Annotated in this window: 19 protein-coding genes; 12 read left to right on the forward strand and 7 right to left on the reverse strand. The window is 62.5% G+C overall.

Translation table 11 applies throughout. The features are described from left to right. The first annotated feature begins 32 nt into the window (after positions 1-32). The 3 genes from recO (at position 33) to ACX3P0_RS06575 (ending at position 4668) form a co-directional block, all read left to right on the forward strand. Positions 33-791 (forward strand): DNA repair protein RecO, encoded by a 759-nt coding sequence (gene recO / locus ACX3P0_RS06565; RefSeq protein ID WP_459087392.1) that lies wholly within the window; start codon positions 33-35, stop codon positions 789-791. A 154-nt stretch (positions 792-945) separates the two neighbouring features. Then, a complete protein-coding gene (locus tag ACX3P0_RS06570) occupies positions 946-3690 on the forward strand; it encodes a DUF2339 domain-containing protein (protein ID WP_459087393.1) in 2745 nt (914 codons plus the stop codon). A gap of 78 nt (positions 3691-3768) precedes the next feature. After that, positions 3769-4668 carry a hypothetical protein gene (locus tag ACX3P0_RS06575; protein WP_459087395.1) on the forward strand — a complete coding sequence of 300 codons (900 nt, stop codon included), beginning with the start codon at positions 3769-3771 and terminating at the stop codon, positions 4666-4668. A gap of 23 nt (positions 4669-4691) precedes the next feature. Here the strand turns inward: ACX3P0_RS06575 and ACX3P0_RS06580 are convergent, their stop codons facing one another. Then, positions 4692-5333 carry an HD domain-containing protein gene (locus ACX3P0_RS06580; RefSeq protein WP_459087397.1) on the reverse strand — a complete coding sequence of 214 codons (642 nt, stop codon included), beginning with the start codon at positions 5331-5333 and terminating at the stop codon, positions 4692-4694. Further along, complete coding sequence (ygfZ, locus tag ACX3P0_RS06585; RefSeq protein ID WP_459087865.1) at positions 5333-6220, reverse strand: CAF17-like 4Fe-4S cluster assembly/insertion protein YgfZ; 888 nt, start codon at positions 6218-6220, stop codon at positions 5333-5335. The genes ACX3P0_RS06580 and ygfZ overlap by 1 nt, the downstream gene beginning before the upstream one ends. Positions 6221-6302: 82 nt before the next feature. Between ygfZ and ACX3P0_RS06590 the strand changes: the two genes are divergently transcribed. Continuing rightward, positions 6303-7637 carry a dihydroorotase gene (locus ACX3P0_RS06590; protein ID WP_459087398.1) on the forward strand — a complete coding sequence of 445 codons (1335 nt, stop codon included), beginning with the start codon at positions 6303-6305 and terminating at the stop codon, positions 7635-7637. Between the two features lie 7 nt (positions 7638-7644). On the opposite strand, the gene ACX3P0_RS06595 is transcribed toward ACX3P0_RS06590, so the two are convergent. From ACX3P0_RS06595 to ACX3P0_RS06615, 5 genes are all read right to left on the reverse strand, one after another. Continuing rightward, positions 7645-8262: a class I SAM-dependent methyltransferase gene (locus ACX3P0_RS06595; protein ID WP_459087400.1), complete on the reverse strand. Its 618-nt coding sequence runs from the start codon at positions 8260-8262 to the stop codon at positions 7645-7647. 105 nt (positions 8263-8367) lie between these two features. After that, positions 8368-9180, reverse strand: a complete 813-nt coding sequence (locus tag ACX3P0_RS06600) for a hypothetical protein (RefSeq protein ID WP_459087402.1) — start codon at positions 9178-9180, stop codon at positions 8368-8370. Positions 9181-9380: 200 nt separating this feature from the next. Further along, a complete protein-coding gene (locus tag ACX3P0_RS06605) occupies positions 9381-9638 on the reverse strand; it encodes a hypothetical protein (protein ID WP_459079660.1) in 258 nt (85 codons plus the stop codon). A gap of 311 nt (positions 9639-9949) precedes the next feature. Continuing rightward, the gene (locus ACX3P0_RS06610) at positions 9950-10327 is read right to left on the reverse strand and encodes a TIGR02301 family protein (protein ID WP_459087404.1); all 378 of its coding nucleotides are present in this window, start codon (positions 10325-10327) and stop codon (positions 9950-9952) included. Positions 10328-10390: 63 nt separating this feature from the next. Then, positions 10391-10804: an NUDIX hydrolase gene (locus ACX3P0_RS06615; protein WP_459087406.1), complete on the reverse strand. Its 414-nt coding sequence runs from the start codon at positions 10802-10804 to the stop codon at positions 10391-10393. Positions 10805-10916: 112 nt separating this feature from the next. Here ACX3P0_RS06615 and ACX3P0_RS06620 point away from each other — a divergent pair, with 112 nt between their 5' ends. The 8 genes from ACX3P0_RS06620 to rarD all read left to right on the forward strand — a co-directional run bounded on the left by ACX3P0_RS06620 (position 10917) and on the right by rarD (position 18328). Then, entirely contained in the window at positions 10917-11678 is a 762-nt protein-coding gene (locus ACX3P0_RS06620; protein ID WP_459087408.1) for an SOS response-associated peptidase, read from the forward strand. A gap of 30 nt (positions 11679-11708) precedes the next feature. Next, positions 11709-11996 (forward strand): hypothetical protein, encoded by a 288-nt coding sequence (locus tag ACX3P0_RS06625; protein ID WP_459087410.1) that lies wholly within the window; start codon positions 11709-11711, stop codon positions 11994-11996. A 282-nt stretch (positions 11997-12278) separates the two neighbouring features. Then, on the forward strand, positions 12279-13868 hold the full coding sequence (gene cysS / locus ACX3P0_RS06630) for a cysteine--tRNA ligase (protein ID WP_459087412.1): 1590 nt from the start codon (positions 12279-12281) through the stop codon (positions 13866-13868). Beyond that, positions 13865-14248: a VOC family protein gene (locus ACX3P0_RS06635; protein ID WP_459087414.1), complete on the forward strand. Its 384-nt coding sequence runs from the start codon at positions 13865-13867 to the stop codon at positions 14246-14248. Before cysS ends, ACX3P0_RS06635 begins: the two co-directional genes overlap by 4 nt. Before the next feature lie 6 nt (positions 14249-14254). Next, on the forward strand, positions 14255-14752 hold the full coding sequence (locus tag ACX3P0_RS06640; RefSeq protein WP_459087416.1) for a GFA family protein: 498 nt from the start codon (positions 14255-14257) through the stop codon (positions 14750-14752). After that, positions 14745-15701: a prolyl aminopeptidase gene (gene pip, locus ACX3P0_RS06645; protein WP_459087418.1), complete on the forward strand. Its 957-nt coding sequence runs from the start codon at positions 14745-14747 to the stop codon at positions 15699-15701. Before ACX3P0_RS06640 ends, pip begins: the two co-directional genes overlap by 8 nt. Beyond that, a complete protein-coding gene (cimA, locus tag ACX3P0_RS06650; protein WP_459087420.1) occupies positions 15701-17314 on the forward strand; it encodes a citramalate synthase in 1614 nt (537 codons plus the stop codon). The genes pip and cimA overlap by 1 nt, the downstream gene beginning before the upstream one ends. 102 nt (positions 17315-17416) lie before the next feature. Next, the gene (gene rarD, locus ACX3P0_RS06655) at positions 17417-18328 is read left to right on the forward strand and encodes an EamA family transporter RarD (RefSeq protein WP_459087422.1); all 912 of its coding nucleotides are present in this window, start codon (positions 17417-17419) and stop codon (positions 18326-18328) included. The last annotated feature ends 18 nt before the right edge of the window (positions 18329-18346 follow it).

The raw sequence follows: 18346 nt of genomic DNA on the forward strand, positions 1-18346 counted from the left end.
ATTTCGCCGCCGAAGCGGTGAAAGGTCGCCCGATGGAGTGGCGCGACGAGGGAATCATTCTGGGAACCCGCAAGCATGGCGAAACCAGCGCCATTCTGGAGGTGATGACGCGCGCGCATGGCCGGCATCTGGGCATCGTGCGCGGCGGTCGCTCGCGCAAGCAGCAGCCTGTATTGCAGCCGGGCAACCATGTCGACCTTCTGTGGCGCGCGCGCCTCGACGAGCATCTCGGCACGTTTCAGGCCGAACCCATCGAGATGAATGCCGCGCGCCTGATGGACAGCGCCATTGCCGTCTACGGGCTTCAATTGCTCGCCGCTCATCTGCGGCTGCTGCCCGAACGCGACGCCCATAGCGGCTTGTATGAGACGCTGGGCGTCATGATCCAGCATCTGGACGATGCCGATGCCGCCGGCGAACTGGTGGCGCGTTTCGAGCTTCTGGTGCTGGACGAACTCGGTTTCGGCCTCGACCTTTCGCAGTGCGCGGCCACAGGCCGGCGTGACGATCTCGTTTATGTCTCGCCGAAGTCGGGCAGGGCTGTTTCGCGCGAGGCCGGCGCGCCGTGGCGCGACAAGATACTGGCCTTGCCGGCCTTCCTGCGGCGCGGTTCGGGCCTTCATGCCGACGCGGCCGCCATTGACGAGGCTTTCCATCTGACCGGGTTTTTCTTCTCCCGCCATGTCTACGAACCGCGCGGGGTTAGCGAACCCGATGCCCGCGCCGGCTTTCTGGGTGCCTTGCGCAAGCACTATGCGCGGCGCGCCGTCACCGGAGAAACCGCCGCTTGACTGCACTGCATCCCGGCCGCGCCTCGCCGTTCGGCGGCAAATCGCTGGCATTCGGCCCCGAAACATGCTCGCTCTTGCGAGCAGCGAATCTGGCGGCAAATCTGGTGGCGCGCTGACGCGCTGCTTCAACTGACGGTCTTTCGAGGGAACCGCCATGTTTGAGATCGGCATTCTTGCGCTCATCGTTCTCTGTGTCGTCGCTGTGCGCCAGCACAAGCGGTTGAACCGCATCGAGGGCGAGTTGGCGGTGCTGCGCAAGAGCGTCGGCGTGGGAAGCCCGGCGGCGAAGGTGTCCACCGAAGCAAGGATCGCCTCCGGGGAAGCCGAGGGCAATGTTGCGGCTGGCGGTGCGGCTCCGATCCTGACCGAATCACACCTGTCCGAGGACGAGGCGGATGTTGCGCCCGATACGGATGAACCCGCGCAAACAGTGCCCGGACCGTGGGCCGTGGCGCGCGATGCAGCCAAGCCGGCGGAACCGGTAACCGAAACCCGGCGCAAAAATCCCGATATAGAAACGGCGCTGGGCACCCGTTGGGCGGTCTGGGTCGGCGGCGTGGCCCTGGCCTTCGGCGGCCTGTTCCTTGTCCGCTACAGCATCGAATCCGGCCTGCTCGGGCCGGGCGTGCGGCTGACCCTGGCCGCCATTTTCGGGGTTTTCCTGGCCGGTGCCGGCGAATTCATCCGCCGAACCGGCTTTAAGGTGCCAATCCAGGGCGTAGCCGGCGCCTATATTCCGGCGATCCTGACGGCGGCGGGCGCGTTCACCCTGTTCGGGGCGGTCTATGCGGCGCACGGTATTTACGGCTTCATCGGCCCAGCATTCGCCTTCTTCCTGCTGGGGCTGGTCGGCGTGGCCACCATCGCCGCCGCGCTCGTTCACGGCCAGGCGCTTGCCGGTCTTGGCCTGCTCGGCTCGCTGGCGACGCCGCTGCTCGTTGCTTCGCAATCGCCCAAGCCGTGGGCGTTGTTCGGCTATCTAGCCATCGTGCTTGCCGCAACCGCCGCCATTGCCCGCATCCGCGACTGGAAATTCCTGGCCGCGTCGGGGTTCGTCGGCACCGGCCTGTGGACGGTGCTGTACATGGTCAACGCGCCGGCCGCGAATTTCCCGGTCGTCCTGTTCATCGATGCCGTCACCTTGCTGGTCCTGTCGTTTATCTGGCTTGCCCGCCGTGACGAGGGTGTTGAACCGGCCGAAGCCATCGACTGGCCGTCGCTGGCGCCGGCTTTGTTCGTCGCCTATTCGGCCTTCATCCTGTCCGTCCATCCGGCCTATGCCGCCAATGGCGCGTGGCCGGCTGCAATCGTGATCGCAGCACTTGTGGCCACGGCCGTCTACCGGCGCGGCGCGCTGCCGCTGCTCCATGCGGCCGGTGCCGTGACAGTGCTCATCTACCTGCTGCAGATGCCGTTTGCGTCGCTGTCCTTCGATTTTTCCGGTTTCTATCACACGTTCGAGGGCATCCGGCGCGTAACTGCCGACGCTCCCATGGGCCGTATCGGCGTGGTTTTATCGGCGCTTTTCCTGGCGGCCGGGTTCTGGACATCGCGTCGCTACGCCGCCTCCGCGCCTGTGCGCGCGGCATCGTGGACGGCATGGGGCGTGGCCGTGCCGCTGGTCGTTCTGCTGTCGCTATGGACGACTTACGGCAATCTGGACCGCGACCTTTTCTACGCCGCGATCACAGCCCTGCTGGTCGTCGCCTTTGCCGCCGGCGGCGAATGGATCGCGCGCGTCGAACAGCCGCCGCTTCGGGGCGGGCCTGCGGTTTCCTTCGCGCTCAGTGGTGCCGGCATTGCCGCCCTTGTCATGCTGCACATGGCGTTCGGCTCCGGCCTGACGACGGTGTTGCTGGGTGCCTCAGCCGTGCTGCCGGCGCTGGCTACACGCTGGCGTGGCTATCCCGTTCTGGGCTGGCTTTCAGCCGGCGCGCTCGTCGCGGTGCTTTGCCGCGTCTCCTACGATACGACCATCGTCGGCGCGGAATTTCTCTCAAAAACGCCGGTCTTCAACTGGCTGCTGCTTGGCTACGGCGTCCCCTCGCTCGCCTTCGGTTTTTGCGCCTGGCAACTGGCGCGCAGCACCAATGGCCGGCCGCGCCTTGTCATGGAAGCGGGTGCTGCCTTGTTTGCGCTGCTGACGGTCGCGATGCTGGTGCGTCACTCCATGCATGGCGGCGTCATCGACGATAGCGCTGCGACGCTTGCCGAACAGGCGATCTACACGTTGATTGCGCTCGGCTTTGCCGCCATCCTGATCGGCATCGACATGCGCTCGCCAAGTTCCGTGCTGCGCTATGGCTCGCTTGGCCTTGGCGTGGTTTCGGTGCTGTTCATCGTCGGCCAGCATTTCGGGGCGCTGAACCCGTTGTTCACCGATGAGTCGACCGGCCGCATCCCGGTGTTCAACCTCCTGCTGCTCGCCTATCTGCTGCCGGCGATCGCCGCCGGTACGCTGGCGCTCTATGCGCGCGGCAAGCGGCCGAGATGGTATTCGGCGATGCTGGCGCTGGTCGCTGCCCTGCTTGTCTTCGCCTATGCCACGCTGTCGGTCAGGCGCCTGTTCAAGGGCGAGTTCATCGGCCTGTGGAACGGCCTTGGCCAATGGGAGACCTATTCCTATTCGGCGCTGTGGCTGGTCATGGGCGTGGTGCTTCTGACGCTGGGCGTCAGGCTGAAATCGCAAGTGCTGCGCATCGCTTCCGCCGCGCTGATCTCGGTCTCGGTGCTGAAGGTCTTCCTGTTCGATATGTCGGAACTGGAAGGTGTTTTGCGCGCGCTGTCGTTCATCGGACTGGGCGGCGTGCTGATCGGCATCGGCCTGTTCTACCAGCGCCTGCTGACGCGCGCGGCGCGGGTCGAGAAAGCGGAGGTAGGGGAGCCGCGAACATCATAGCCGGAAGAAGCGCCACCTTTGTGAGTAATTGACACAAAAGCGATTCCTTGAAGATAGTCCTCGGAAAGGGACTATTCGATGTTCAGGGGCGGATCCAGAATTCTGCGCAGGCACGTAGAGTTGCAAATCGGCAGGCTGGTCGAAAATCCGTTGCTGTTGTTCACCTTGGCCTTCGCTGCATACGGCATAAGCAGAACCCTGCACGATATTACCGATAGCTTCGGATACGTCGTAATACCGTTTACGTTGTTGGCGTTCCTGTTGCTGCTGTTATTCCATTTTCGCCGGGAGATAGATGTATTTCCGCCGGAAACCATAAGCCGTGGAGCCGGGTACAGGATGTTCGTGCCGCACAATGTGGCAAACGAGGAAAATTATAACGATGTGAGCAAGGTGATTGCGAACTGCCAAAAGATATTTGGCGCGGCGGCAATCGACCCCCTGGAAGACATGAAGGCATGGAGAAGCGACCCGTATTCCATGGTGATCCTGAAATCAGGCGACAATATCCTCGGTTTTCTCGATTTTTACTTCTTCCGTCCTGGTGATTTTGACGCCTACCTGAAGGGCGATCGAACCTTCGACGAACTACACGCTCAGTCCGTCTTGCCGGATCCGGCCGCACGATCAGCCAAAATTGTCTATGTCGCGACGGTCGTTCATTTCGAATTCTGCAGCGTCGCGCGCCGCGAGAATCAATATCGCTCGGAGATCTACATGATCGTTTCCGCCGCGTTGCGGGCACTGTTGAAGTATCAGGATTTCCCCGAAGATGGGCTCGATTTCTATTCCTCGGCGTGGAGCGAGGAAGGGCGGCGAATGCTGGAGCGGTTCGGTTTCTCGGAGGACAAGGATTATCGAAAGAGAAACATTTTCGACAGGGCCATGTTCTCGTTAAAGTCGGTAAGAAGAGAGCAGGTGGAGCGGATAGTCGGGGAATTGTCCAACAGAAGGATCCCCGAAATCATGGATATCTGATTTACGTCGTAGAAGAGCCGGAATTATCCCAGGGAAGCAGCGCTGGCGTCCGGTTGCCGGTGCTCGACTTCGAGGGCCGCGAACCGCTTGAGGAACTCATCCTGCGCGCAAACCACCGAATGGGGGGCGAGATCGAAACGGTCGGCTGAAAAGCCGCGCGGCCGCCCGAAGAATTCCGTCGCCTCGGCGACCGAAAAGCCGGCAAGCTGCGTTGCCTCGAAATAGGCGGCGATCTGGTCGGCGCGCTTGATGGCCTTCTTCAGCCCGTCGGGCAGTTCCGCCGGCAGCGAGAAGCGCAGATGGATGGCGCGCTGCAGCCGCCCCTCGCAATCCCTGTAGCTGCCGCCCATCACCGCTTTGAACGGCGAGATCATGTCGCCGATGACATATTCCGGCGCGTCGTGCAGCAGCGCCGCCAGCCGCGCATCCGCGGAGGCGTCCGGCATGACGGCGCAAAACAGCGCCTCGACCAGCAGCGAGTGCTGCGCGACGGAGAAGGCGTGGTCGCCGCGCGTCTGGCCGTTCCAGCGCGCGACACGGGCCAACCCATGCGCGATGTCGCTGATTTCGATGTCGAGCGGCGAGGGGTCGAGCAGGTCGAGCCGGCGGCCCGACAGCATGCGCTGCCATGCGCGCGCCGGCGCACCGATGCGGTCGGCAGCCATCAGGCCTCCTCCGCGTCGGCCTGTTGCGGACCGGCCTGTTGCGGACCAGCCTGTTGCGGGAAGGTGAAGGTCGCCCATTCGGGGATCGCCAGCGTCACCGGCGTGGCGCCGGCAGTGATCTCATGGCCGGCATCGAGCGCGTCTTTCACCCGGTCGATGCGCATAATGGCCAGGCCCTGCCTGTCCGCTACCGAGCCGAGCGTGCCGAGCGCCTTGCCCGCCGCGACGATTTCGCTGCCGGGGGCGGGCAGGGTCGTGTCGGCCGAGACGATCAGCACCCGCCGTCTGGCGGTGCCGCGATGCTGCATGCGCGACACCACTTCCTGGCCGACATAACAGCCCTTCTTGAAACCGACGCCGCCGGTCTGGTCGAGCAGCACGTCATGCGGAAAGGCGTCGCCAAGCGCATAGTCGGCCCCGCTTTCGGCAATGCCGTGCGCAATGCGGAATGCATGCCACGCGGCAACATCGCCATCGCCGGATTCCACACCATGGAAACGGGTGACGATGCCTTCAGGGAAGCGCATATCCGTCACAGCAGTTGATTCAAAGCCTGAGGCAGATGAATCATTACCCCATGCAACGCCCACAACCGCTTGATCCTGCTTGGCAAGTTCGACCTTAGCGCGCAGGCGGTAAAGCATCAGCCGCCGCATGAAATCGTCGGCAATGTCGGCACGGCATTCCAGCCGGAACGCATTTTCACCATCGCGCGAGACGAGAAAATCGAACAATATCTTGCCTTGCGGCGTCAGTAGCGCGCCCGGTTTGGCTTGTCCCTGGGCAAGCTGGTCGAGGTCGACGGTCAGGATGTTTTGCAGGAAATGCTCGGCATCCGGGCCGGATACGGAGATAAGGGCGCGGTCCGTGAGGCGGGCGATGGGCATGGCGGAAAATGAACCTGAACTTGCAAAATGGCTGGCCATTACGTAAGCCGCAGGCACTTCGACGGCAAGGGTGATGACAGACATGGCAGCAACCTACGACCTCATCCTGACAGGCGGCACGGTAGTCAACCACGATGGCCGGGGCGCGCGCGACATCGGCGTACGGAACGGCCGCATCGCCGCCATCGGCGATCTTGGCCAGGCTTCCACCGGCGAGACGGTCGATTGCACCGGCCTGCACATCCTTCCCGGCGTCATCGACAGCCAGGTGCATTTCCGCGAGCCGGGCCTGGAACACAAGGAAGACCTTGAGACAGGGTCGCGCGCCGCCGTGCTCGGCGGCGTCACTGCCGTTTTCGAAATGCCCAACACCAAGCCGCTGACCACCAGCGAGGCAGCCCTTGCCGACAAGATTTCCCGCGCGACGAACCGCATGCACTGCGATTTCGCCTTCTGGGTCGGCGGCACCCGCGAAAATGCCGGCGAGGTCGGCGAACTGGAGCGCCTGCCGGGTGCGGCGGGCATCAAGGTCTTCATGGGCTCTTCCACCGGCGACCTGCTGGTCGAGGACGACGAGGGCGTCGCCTCCATCCTGCGCAACACGCGCCGCCGCGCCGCCTTCCACTCGGAGGACGAGTTTCGGCTGCGCGAGCGCCTTGGCGAGCGCGTCGAAGGCGATCCATCCTCGCACCCGGTATGGCGCGACGAGGTCGCCGCCCTTCGCTGCACCGAGAGGCTGGTGCGCATTGCCAGGCGGACACGCGCGCGCATCCATGTGCTGCATATCTCGACCGCCGAGGAGATCGCCTTCCTGGAGCATCACAAGGATGTCGCCACCTGCGAGGCGACGCCGCACCATCTGACTCTGTCGTTCGACGATTATGCGCGGCTCGGCAATTTGATCCAGATGAACCCGCCGGTGCGGGCGTCCCGCCATCGCGACGGCGTCTGGCATGGCATCACGCAAGGCATCGTCGACGTGCTCGGCTCCGACCACGCGCCGCACACGCTGGAGGAGAAGCAGAAGACCTACCCTGCCTCGCCGTCCGGCATGACCGGCGTGCAGACGCTGGTGCCGATCATGCTCGACCATGTGAATGCCGGCAGGTTGACGCTGGAGCGTTTCGTCGATCTCTCCAGCCACGGCCCGCAGCGCATCTACGGCATCGCGCGCAAGGGTCGCATCGCCGCCGGCTACGATGCCGATTTCACCATCGTCGATTTGAAGCGCACCGAAACCATCACCAATGCGCAGCAAGGGGCGAAAGCCGGCTGGACGCCCTATGACGGCAGGCAGGTGACCGGCTGGCCGGTCGGCACCGTCATCAGGGGCCGGCGGGTGATGTGGGAAGGCGAGATCGTCGCGCCGTCGCAGGGCAGGGCGGTGGAGTTTTCCGAGGCGCTGCCTTTGTCTTGATACGGGATCAGTTTCTGGGCGATACCGCCGCAACGAAGTGCAAGCTGCGGTCGAACAGATAGGTGAAGGGTATCGCGTAGAGGTTCAGGTCTTCGTTCCACTGATCTGCCTGTACCTCGAGCCGGTTGAAAATACCGCCCCATTCGGCCTTCGACAGATAGTTGTAGGGTAGCCGCACGTCGTGGCCGCGATTGCCGACCCAATCCATGGCGCGCAGCGTCGATTGTGCGGCAAGCCCTTCGCGCAGATGGTCCTTGATGACGACGCCGCGCCGCGCGACCCGCACGCACTCGCCAAGGACGGCGGCCGGATCATCGGTATGATGCAGCACATCGACGATCGTCACCCAGTCGAAGCTCTTGTCTGCGAACGGGATGGTTACGCCGTCATAGGCTTGCGCCGGGATGGCCACATGGGGACGCAGCATCACGTCGATGCCTTGAAAGGAGAGGCCGGGCTTCCGGTCCATTAGCGCCACCGCGATCGAGCCGTCGCCACAGCCGACGTCCAGCACGCTGCCATGGTCGTCGAGGCTGTTGGCGATGTGGTCGGCAAGAACACGGATGCGGCGCTGGAACACCACCGCGTTGTGCGCGGTATTGAGGATCTGCTTTTGCACGTTCATGGGCGTCTGGTCTCGGCGTTTACCGATCCATTGTGACGCGCCAACACAAAATATTGGTTAAGAGCCGGGGCCGCGCCATGCGTGCCGATTGCCCATGGCTGCCGGTCAATCGCCCGCGACGAAGAACGCCCACTTACCCTGCGGCGTGATGCCGACGCGGTAGAAGATGTAGGCGCCGAACTGCTTCATGTCGTCGTAGTCGCCGGCGGTGACGATCTTGAACAGTTCGACCCGCTGGCGGGCATCGAGCTTGTCGAGCGGCAGCGCGAAGAAATAGGGCCAGACATAGAGTTCCTGCGGCGTGCCGGCGTCTAGGTGGACGAAGCCGGCATTGAGCACTTCCTCCATGATGGCCAGGATTTCCTGTCCTTCCGTATCGCCCGACAGGCTCTTCAGGAAGGCGATGGCGTCGCCGTCAATATCGGTCAGCGACAATTGCGTCATGGTTTCGCCCGAGCCGACCAGCGGGCGCAGCTTTTCGATATCGCCGCTCTTGCAGGCTTCCACGATGAGGTCGTGCATGCGCCGCACCGGTTCCGGCAATTTGCCGAGGTCGTAGATGACTTCCGGCAACGGCGCGTTCGGCTCGACATTCGGGCGCGTGTCGACGCCGTCTTCGGCGGGCGCATTCGGATCAACCTGCTGCGAAGGCTGCTGGTCTTCGGGGGAGGCTGGCTGGCTTGCCGTCGGCGGCGTGGTGCCGACGGGGTCCGGCATCGGCACGTTTTTGCCGTCCGGGGCATCTTCGTCCACGGGCGCCGCAGGCGTTGCCGGCGCGGGAAGTTCTTCCCGCTTGATTTCGCTGAGCGCAAAGGCGGGTGTTGCGGCAAGCAGCGATACCAGCGGCACCGCGCCCAAGGCCGCCAGTCCCAAGCATAGCGCGAGGCCGCGCCCTTCACCAGAAATTGAAAAAATCACTGCCCGTTTCACTCCGTCGCTGACGCATGATGCACAAACCCTGCGCTGCCGTCAAAGAACCGGGAAAGCGGCCCTGCATCCGATCTGTACGGAGGCAGGCATCGCGCTTCGAGAGAATCCAACCGAAAATTGGAATCGGCTTTCGGATCAGTCCGATGCTCGATCAAAATGCTGGAGCGTCCAATTGGACGCACGGCGCTCTAATGACGCAGCATTTCCGGCTCGAACGCGCCGGCTATGACTTTCTCGCGCATGCGCTCAAGCAGGGCGAGCGCTGCGGTCTCGCCGCTGGCGCGGAGCATTTCCACGAAGGCGGTTTCCAGCGCTGCCTCGGCGATGATTTCCGGCTCGATACCGGCCGAAAGGCCTTCCGCCCAGGCCTCGTTGTGGCTTTCGACGGCCGTCAGGCGTTTTTCTTCCCTGACGAGGGCATCGATGTCGGTGACGGCATGTTCCATGATACGACTTCCACCCTTTCAGGCAGCGGTCCGCGAAAGCGGGCACAGCCTGATCTATCCCTTCGGTTGCCCAACTACAGCCCCTGATTAAGCCGCTCTAGTTGCGTCGCTTTTGTGGCCTGCCCTGTGCAATCCACGCAAGCTGCGTTGCCGAGTCACGTACATGGTAGTTCATTCGGCGGCTCACCGACATGCAAAACTAAGTTTTGAGTTAATTGCCGCAGCGCGCGTTAGTGTTTGATTAGGGTCTGTGGCCAATGCGCCACAATCGATCGATGTGAGCGATGTTTGCGGGCGAAACCGTATCGGCTTCAATTGCCGTAGCGTGAAGCGATGTCCCGCGTGAGGTCGCCGCCTTCCTTCATGTAGCGGTCGATCGCCTCGCGCGCCGAAGCGGTGCACTTTGTGTAGGTTTCGGCAGGCGAGCGATAACCGCGATTGAAGCGCGCGACGAAGCGGGCGCGTCGCTCGGGGTCGGGCTTTTCCGATTCGAGCAGCTTTTCCATTTCACCGCGCCACTGGTCGCCGCTTTCGCCGCACAGGTTGCGCAGGAAGTGCAGCGAACCCAGGATTTCCGCCAGCCGCATCAGGCCCGGCTCGAACGGAGCTTCGGCGGAGAACGCTGGCCGCGCGGAAAAAGCCGTGCTGACGGTCAGGCATGCGGCGAAAAACAGGGCGGCGCGGTTCATGAAGCTTTGTGCGCAAACATTTGGGCGCCTGCAAGGCGGTTTGCGGACTTATGGCCAGCCAAATCATGCCGCACCGAGCAATTCCTGCGCGATGGTAAAGACCGAACCGGCCAGAGGCAGCGCCGCCATCTCGGCCAGCGTGTAGAAAGCGGCCGTTTCGGCATCGTCGGCGGCAACCGCTTCGCCGTCGGCATAGGCGGCTGCGAAGACGGTGAGCAGGTAATCCACCGGATGGCTTTCGCTGCTGCCTTCGATGAAAATTTCGCTTACCGGCCGAAGATCTCCCGCTTCCAAGCCGGTTTCCTCCAGCAATTCGCGCCGCGCCGCCTCGTCGAGCTGTTCGCCGGCTTCGACCTTGCCGCCCGGAAAGGCATAAAACCCCTGCGACGGGGCACGGGCGCGCCGGACCAGCAGCACGCGATCGCCGCGTACCAGGGCGACGGAAACCGCCGGCAGCGTCTTTCGCGCTTCGCTCATGACAACTCCCGCGTTCATTGTGGACGGCCCGCTGCCGGGCAGCTTTACCGGTTGCGGTTGCGGCGTTCCACCGCCACTTTCAGCGCATACAGGAATTGAAAGACGAAAACCCATGTGCGGACGCTTTGCGCTGACGGCGACACCGGACCAGACCGCCACCTTTCTGGGCCTTGGTGAACTGGAAGCGTTTCCGGCCCGCTACAACATCGCGCCGACGCAGCCGATCCTGCTGGCGATCGCCTCGGAGCCACGTGCGCCGGGCTCCAATCTGCCAGACCGACAGGCGATGCTGGTGCGCTGGGGTTTTATTCCGACCTGGGTGAAAGACACCAAGAACTTTCCGCTGCTCATCAATGCGCGCTCGGAAGGCGCGACGGAAAAAGCGTCCTTTCGCACCGCCATGCGCCATCGCCGCGCTTTGGTGCCGGCTTCGGGCTTTTACGAGTGGCGCAAGACAAGCGGCGGCAAGGGCCAGCCCTATTGGATCAGGCCGAAGCAGGGCGGGCTGGTCGCCTTCGGCGCGCTGATGGAAACCTATGCAGAGCCGGGCGGTTCCGAGATCGACACCGGTGCGCTTTTGACGACCAGCGCCAGCGCCGACATCGCCCACATCCACCTGCGCATGCCGGTGGTGATCGCGCCCGAGCATTTTTCGCGCTGGCTGGATTGCCGCACGCTGGAACCGCGCGATGTCGCGGACCTGCTGCGCCCGGCCGACGAGGGTTTCTTCGAGGCGGTGCCGGTCGCCGACCTGGTCAACAAGGTGGCCAACACCGGACCGGAGCTTCAGGAGCGGTTTGTCGCGGTCGATGGCCCGGAGCCGGAAAAGCCCAAGCGCCGGAAGCTGGACGACAGCCAGATGACGTTGTTCTAGGCGCGCGTGTGGGCCGAACGGTCATCCTCGATGCGGCGCAACGTGCTGGCAGAAAAATCAGGCGGCGCGCGCTACAATGAATTTCTGCGCGACTTTCTTCTTCTTGGTCGTGTGAAGCAGGGCGGCGGCGATGGCTGCCGGGCCGATGGCGCGGTATTGGCTGGCAAGCATCGGTTGCTTGGCGCTTGGAGGCTCTTTCTTGCTGCGGGGCATTTTTCTCTTCCCTTAAATCAGTCAGGCGGTGAAGAAACTTATATGGGTATCGAATCCGGCCAAATCGTGATTTTTTCATTCACCTCGGCAATAACTGCCCCATGACTGTGCCGACATGTTTAATAAAATCTTTCAGGCCGCGTTTTCCGGCCGACTCCAGCCGCCTTTCGGGCAAACATGCGGCTTGACTGCAACACGGGTGGCGGCGATAAAGCGAGCCATGAAAACGTCTTTCGCCATTTGTGGCATTTCGATTATTGGCTAGCGCTTGGCGCTGGTCCGGACGTTTTCGCCTCATCTTTCTTTCAGAGTGGACAAACGCCCCGGCCAGCAGGCTGGCGACAGGCTTGCGCGTTCGCGCGGTAAAAACGGACCGGAGGGGAACGAATGTCTGAGGGATCGAAAGGCTTGCGCCTCTACAATACGCTGACGCGGTCGAAGGAGGATTTTGTCCCCATCGACGGCCAAAACGTGCGCATGTATGTCTGCGGCCCGACCGTCTACGATTTCGCCCATATCGGCAATGCGCGGCCCGTCATCGTCTTCGACGTGCTGTTTCGGCTGCTGAAACATTTGGCGAAAGCGGGTGTCTGGGATGAGGGCAAAGGCCAGACGCAGGTCACCTATGTCCGCAACATCACCGACGTCGACGACAAGATCAACGCACGCGCGCTGCGCGACTTCGGACCTGAGATTTCATCGGGCAAGCTTTCGCTGAACGAGGCGATCAGGCTTGTGACGGAAAAGACCGCCGACCAGTTCCACAAGGATGTGGCGGCACTTGGCTGCCTGGCGCCGACGTTCGAGCCGCGCGCCACCGAGCACATTGATGGGATGACAAAAATCATCCAAGCGCTGCTAGACAAAGATCATGCATACATTGCCCAAGGCGACGAAGGCCGCGAAGCACTGTTCGATGTCCGAAAAATGGAAGATTACGGACAGCTATCGCAACGAAATCTGGAAGATCAGCAAGCGGGGGCGCGGGTTCAAGTAAGCGATTATAAGCGCAATCCAGGAGATTTCGTTCTTTGGAAAGAAAGCACCGATACGGAGCCTGGTTGGGACGCTGTTTTTGAAATCAGTGACAAGAATCGCGGCGATCTCAAACTGAATTCAAACTCGATTAGTATCCGGGGCAGACCCGGCTGGCACATCGAATGCTCGGCCATGTCGGCGGCCTATCTGGGCGAGGTGTTCGACATTCATGGCGGCGGGCTCGACCTGATCTTCCCGCACCACGAAAACGAAATCGCGCAATCCCGCTGCGCCCACGGCACGCACGCCATGGCCAATGTGTGGATGCACAACGGTTTTCTTCAGGTCGAGGGCAGGAAGATGTCCAAGAGCGAGGGGAATTTCTACTCGATCAACGAACTGTTGGAGACAGACACTTTCGGCGGCCGCAAATGGCCGGGCGAAGTGCTGCGCCTGGCCATGCTGATGACGCACTACCGCGAGCCGATCGATTTTAGCGTGAATCGCCTCAATCAGGCATATGGAAACGCGATGGCGCTAGCAAACATTACGAAAAACAACGCACCCGAGGATGGGAAGATCATTCCAGAGGTTCTTGATGCCTTGATGGACGATCTTAATACGAGCGCTGCGATTTCCGCTTTGATGCGTGGCGGACCCACTAGTGATGTTGCGGCCACGGCATATTTTCTCGGCTTGTCTGCTGACGGGGATGTCGCCGCCGCGCGGGCCTTGGCGGCAGCTCAACGAAGTGGCAGGCGTTCGGCTATAAGAGAGGCTTACGACGAACATGTATTGCGTCCCGCTGCTGAAAGTGTGGGTCTGACGCTGGAGTTCATCAACAATTTAAAAGATCAGCGTCTCTCCTTCATCGCCGCCAAGAACTGGGCCGAAGCCGACCGCATCCGCGACGAGCTTCTGGTGCAAGGCATCCAGCTAAAGGACGGCAAGGACCCCGCCACCGGCGAGCGCATCACCACCTGGGAGGTAAAAAGATGATCGACCATCTCGGCATTACCGTTTCGGATTTCGATGTCTCCAAGGAATTCTACGACCGGGCTATGGCGCCGCTGGGCGCATCGCTTTTGATGATGGTGCCGTCCGAATATACAAATGGCGTCAAGGTCGGCGGCTATGGCCGCGACCGCCCGACATTCTGGATCAGCGAGGGGCAGCGTCAGAAGGATCATCAGCACGTCGCTTTCACTGCGCACAGCCGCGCCGAGGTCGACGCCTTCCATGCGGCTGCAATCGCCGCCGGCGGCAAGAATAATGGCGGGCCGGGCCTGCGCCCGCACTATCATCCGGACTACTACGCGGCGTTTGTTTTCGATCCTGACGGCAACAATGTCGAAGCCGTCTGTCATGCGGCTGGGTGAGCCGTGATGAGCCTCGACAATCGCCCCGGCTACACCGGCGGCTGCCAGTGCGGCGCGGTGCGGTTTCGCGTCGAGGGCGCGCTGGGCGACGCGTCCGTGTGCCATTGCCGCATGTGCCAGAAGGCTGCCGGCAATTTCTATCTGCCGTTGGTGTCGGTGGGCGAGGCGAAGCTTGAATGGACGCGCGGTGCGCGCAAAAAATTCCAGTCTTCCAATTTCGCGCAGCGTGGTTTTTGCGGCGATTGCGGAACGCCGCTGACCTATGAAGCGCCGGACGGCATAGCGCTCGCCATTGCCGCCTTCGACGAGCCGGAAGCGATTGCGCCGACCATCCAGTGGGGCACCGAGGCCAAGCTGCCTTACGTCGACGGCATTTCGAAATTGCCGGGCGAGGCCACCATGGCCGACAGCGCTGCCGCCCCGTTCCTGGCAGGACTGGTTTCCTATCAGCATCCCGACCATGACACGGCCGAATGGCCGGTGAGGAACAATGACGATGAGTGAATTGCGCACGCTTTACCCCGAGATCGAACCGTTCGATTCAGGCATGCTGGAGGTCTGCGACGGCCACACCATCTATTGGGAGCGCTGCGGCACCAAGGGGGCCAAGCCGGCGGTCTTCCTGCACGGCGGACCGGGCGGTGGCATTTCGCCGAAGCAGCGGCGTCAGTTCGATCCAAAGCTCTACGACCTCATCCTGTTCGACCAGCGCGGTTGCGGAAAATCGACGCCCAACGCCTCGCTGGACGCCAACACGACATGGCACCTGGTCGCCGACATCGAGCGCCTGCGCGAAATGGCCGGCTTCGACAAATGGCTGGTGTTCGGCGGTTCATGGGGGTCGACGCTGGCGCTGGCTTACTCTGAAACGCATCCCGATCGCGTCAGCGAACTGGTGGTGCGCGGCATCTATACGCTGACCCGCGCGGAACTCGAATGGTACTACCAGTTCGGCGTCTCGCAGATGTTCCCCGACAAGTGGGAGCGGTTCCTGGCCCCGATCCCGCAGGCCGAGCGCGGCGACATGATGGCCGCCTACCGCAAGCTTCTGGTCGGCGACGACCGTGCCAAGCAGGTCGAGGCGGCCCTTGCATGGAGCAACTGGGAAGGCCAGACCATCACGCTGCTGCCGGAGCCGGAAACCAGCGATCCGTTCGGCCAGGAAGACTATGCCATCGCCTTTGCCCGCATCGAGAATCACTATTTCGTCCATGCCGGTTGGCTGGAGGAAGGCCAGTTGCTGCGCGACGCCGGCAGGCTGAAGGACATTCCGGGCGTCATCGTCCATGGCCGCTACGATATGCCGTGCCCCGCGCATTATGCCTGGGCGCTGCACAAGGCTTGGCCAAAGGCGGATTTTCATCTGATCGAGGGAGCCGGCCACGCTTATTCCGAGCCGGGCATACTGGATCAGTTGATCCGCGCCACGGACAGGTTCGCGGGGAAGATGTGATGCGGGAACGCATCACCCTCTTCGACACCACCTTGCGCGATGGTCAGCAGACGCCGGGGGTTGATTTTTCGGTCGAAGACAAGATCGCCATCGCCAGGATGCTCGACCAGTTCGGCATCGATTATGTCGAGGGCGGCTATCCGGGCGCGAACCCGACCGATACCGAGTTTTTCACCCAAAAGCGCACGGCGAAGGCAAAATTCGTCGCCTTCGGCATGACCAAGCGGGCAGGGGTGTCTGCCTCGAACGATCCCGGCCTTGCCGTGCTCGTGCAGGCGAAGTCGGACGCCATCTGCTTCGTCGCCAAAAGCTGGGACTATCATGTGCGCGTGGCGCTCGGCTGCACCAATGAGGAAAACCTCGACGCCATCCGCGCCTCCGTCGCTGCCGCGCGCGACGCGGGCAAGGAGGCGATGGTCGATTGCGAGCACTTTTTCGACGGCTTCAATGCCAACCCCGCCTATGCGCTGGCCTGCGCCAAAATGGCCTATGAGGCGGGCGCGCGCTGGGTCGTGCTGTGCGACACCAATGGCGGCACACAGCCGTCGGAGGTGCGCGCCATCGTGGAAAAGGTGGTAGCGGCCGGCATTCCGGGCGAAAACCTCGGCATCCACGCCCATGACGATACCGGCCAGGCGGTGGCCAATTCGCTGGCGGCGGTCGAGGCCGGCGTGCGTCAGATACAGGGCACGCTGAACGGCATCGGCGAGCGCTGCGGCAATGCCAATCTCGTCACCATCATCCCGACGCTGGTGCTGAAGCCGGCCTTTGCCGAGCGGTTCGAAACGGGCATTTCGCCCGAATCCCTGACCGGGCTTTCGCGCCTGTCGCGCTCCTTCGACGAATTGCTGAACCGCGCGCCGGCGGCGCAGTCGCCCTATGTCGGCCAGTCGGCCTTTGCCACCAAGGCCGGCATCCATGCGTCCGCCTTGGCCAAGGACCCCGCCACATACGAGCACGTTGCGCCGGACGCGGTCGGCAATCGCCGCCGCGTCATGGTGTCGGACCAGGGCGGCAAGGCCAATTTCCTCGCCGAACTGAAACGGCGCGGCATCGACGTGCCTAGGCACGACAGCCGGCTCGACGCGCTGATTGCCGTCGTCAAGGAGCGCGAGGCCGAGGGCTACGCCTATGAAGGTGCGGACGCCAGTTTCGAACTGCTGGCGCGAAAGACGCTACACGGCCTGCCCGAATTCTTCCAGGTAACCAGCTTTCGCTGCATGATCGAGCGCCGCTTCGACGCCAATGGCGATCTGAAGACGGTGTCGGAAGCCGTGGTCAGGATCGAGGTGGACGGCGAGGAGAAAATGTCCGTGGCCGAGGGGCATGGGCCGGTCAACGCGCTTGATATCGCGCTGCGCAAGGATCTGGGCAAGTACCAGGACGAGATCGCCGACCTTGAACTCGCCGACTACAAGGTGCGTATCCTCAACGGCGGCACCGAGGCGGTCACCCGCGTGCTGATCGAATCCTTCGACGGCACCGGCGCGCGCTGGTGGACGGTCGGCGTCTCGGACAACATCATCGACGCCTCTTTCCGGGCGCTGATGGATTCGATCGTCTACAAGCTGATGAAAAACCGGGAGTTGGCGGGACTGGTCGCGGCGGAATAGCGGGGCGAGGGGCCGCCGCCCTGTTGAACCATCAGCAAAAGTCCATTGACCCATCAGCAGTTTGCGATGGTGCGGCGGGCGTATTCACTCCATATGGGCGCAATGAGCATCGAAACGACGCCCGAATCCGGGCCAGAAGCCGAGAAAGCCGCTCAGCGTGGTTTTCTCTATGCGTTGGCGGCCTATCTTTTGTGGGGCTTCTTGCCTTTTTACATGAAGGCGGTCGCGCATATCCCTGCAATTGAAGTGGTGGCGCACCGCGTGATCTGGTCGTTGCCGATTGCCGGCGCGCTGCTGGTCTGGCTTGGCCGGACCGACGACATAAAGCGCGCGCTGCGCAGCCCGCGAACCATGATGATGGGCGCGCTGACCGCCAGCCTGATAACCATCAACTGGTGCGTCTATGTCTGGGCAATTGCCGCCGACAGGGCTCTCGAAACGGCGCTGGGCTACTACATCAATCCGCTGTTCAGCGTGTTTCTCGGCGCGGTGATTCTGGGCGAAAAGCTCAATCGCGCGCAGATCGCCGCCATTGCGCTGGCGGTTGTGGCCGTCCTCCTGCTGACTTGGGAAAATGGCGGCCTGCCGTGGGTGTCGATTGCGCTGGCGGTTTCGTGGGGCTTCTACGCCCTGTTCAAGAAGACGCTGCCGATCGGCCCGGCGCAGGGATTTTTTCTCGAAGTGCTGATCCTGGCCGTACCGGCACTGGCCTATGTGGTGTGGTTGCAGGCGGAAGGCATCGGCCATTTCGGCAGCCAGTCCGATATCTGGCTTTTGATGGCGGCCGGCCTGGTAACGGCGATCCCGCTGATCCTCTATGCCAACGGCGCCAAACTGCTGAAGCTGTCGACCATCGGCATCATGCAATACATCGCGCCGACCATGATCTTCATCGTTGCGGTCTTCGTTTTCCGCGAACCGTTCTCTTCCGAGACCGCTGTTGCTTTCGTGCTGATCTGGCTGGCGCTGGCGCTCTATTCCTGGTCGATGTTTTCGGCCTCGCGCCAGCGCTGAATCAGAGCCGGCACCGAA

Source organism: Mesorhizobium sp. A556, assembly GCF_054489545.1.

Bases quoted from the DNA above. Each gene is read 5' to 3' on its own strand.
- pip (WP_459087418.1), top strand. From the start codon at position 14,745: ATGAGTGAATTGCGCACGCTTTACCCCGAGATCGAACCGTTCGATTCA.
- ACX3P0_RS06595 (WP_459087400.1), bottom strand. From the start codon at position 8,262: ATGAACGTGCAAAAGCAGATCCTCAATACCGCGCACAACGCGGTGGTG.
- ACX3P0_RS06590 (WP_459087398.1), top strand. From the start codon at position 6,303: ATGGCAGCAACCTACGACCTCATCCTGACAGGCGGCACGGTAGTCAAC.
- ACX3P0_RS06625 (WP_459087410.1), top strand. From the start codon at position 11,709: ATGCGGCGCAACGTGCTGGCAGAAAAATCAGGCGGCGCGCGCTACAAT.
- rarD (WP_459087422.1), top strand. From the start codon at position 17,417: ATGAGCATCGAAACGACGCCCGAATCCGGGCCAGAAGCCGAGAAAGCC.
- ACX3P0_RS06570 (WP_459087393.1), top strand. From the start codon at position 946: ATGTTTGAGATCGGCATTCTTGCGCTCATCGTTCTCTGTGTCGTCGCT.
- recO (WP_459087392.1), top strand. From the start codon at position 33: ATGGAGTGGCGCGACGAGGGAATCATTCTGGGAACCCGCAAGCATGGC.
- ACX3P0_RS06610 (WP_459087404.1), bottom strand. From the start codon at position 10,327: ATGAACCGCGCCGCCCTGTTTTTCGCCGCATGCCTGACCGTCAGCACG.
- cysS (WP_459087412.1), top strand. From the start codon at position 12,279: ATGTCTGAGGGATCGAAAGGCTTGCGCCTCTACAATACGCTGACGCGG.
- ACX3P0_RS06575 (WP_459087395.1), top strand. From the start codon at position 3,769: ATGTTCAGGGGCGGATCCAGAATTCTGCGCAGGCACGTAGAGTTGCAA.
- cimA (WP_459087420.1), top strand. From the start codon at position 15,701: ATGCGGGAACGCATCACCCTCTTCGACACCACCTTGCGCGATGGTCAG.
- ACX3P0_RS06635 (WP_459087414.1), top strand. From the start codon at position 13,865: ATGATCGACCATCTCGGCATTACCGTTTCGGATTTCGATGTCTCCAAG.
- ACX3P0_RS06615 (WP_459087406.1), bottom strand. From the start codon at position 10,804: ATGAGCGAAGCGCGAAAGACGCTGCCGGCGGTTTCCGTCGCCCTGGTA.
- ygfZ (WP_459087865.1), bottom strand. From the start codon at position 6,220: ATGCCCATCGCCCGCCTCACGGACCGCGCCCTTATCTCCGTATCCGGC.
- ACX3P0_RS06605 (WP_459079660.1), bottom strand. From the start codon at position 9,638: ATGGAACATGCCGTCACCGACATCGATGCCCTCGTCAGGGAAGAAAAA.
- ACX3P0_RS06620 (WP_459087408.1), top strand. From the start codon at position 10,917: ATGTGCGGACGCTTTGCGCTGACGGCGACACCGGACCAGACCGCCACC.
- ACX3P0_RS06640 (WP_459087416.1), top strand. From the start codon at position 14,255: ATGAGCCTCGACAATCGCCCCGGCTACACCGGCGGCTGCCAGTGCGGC.
- ACX3P0_RS06580 (WP_459087397.1), bottom strand. From the start codon at position 5,333: ATGGCTGCCGACCGCATCGGTGCGCCGGCGCGCGCATGGCAGCGCATG.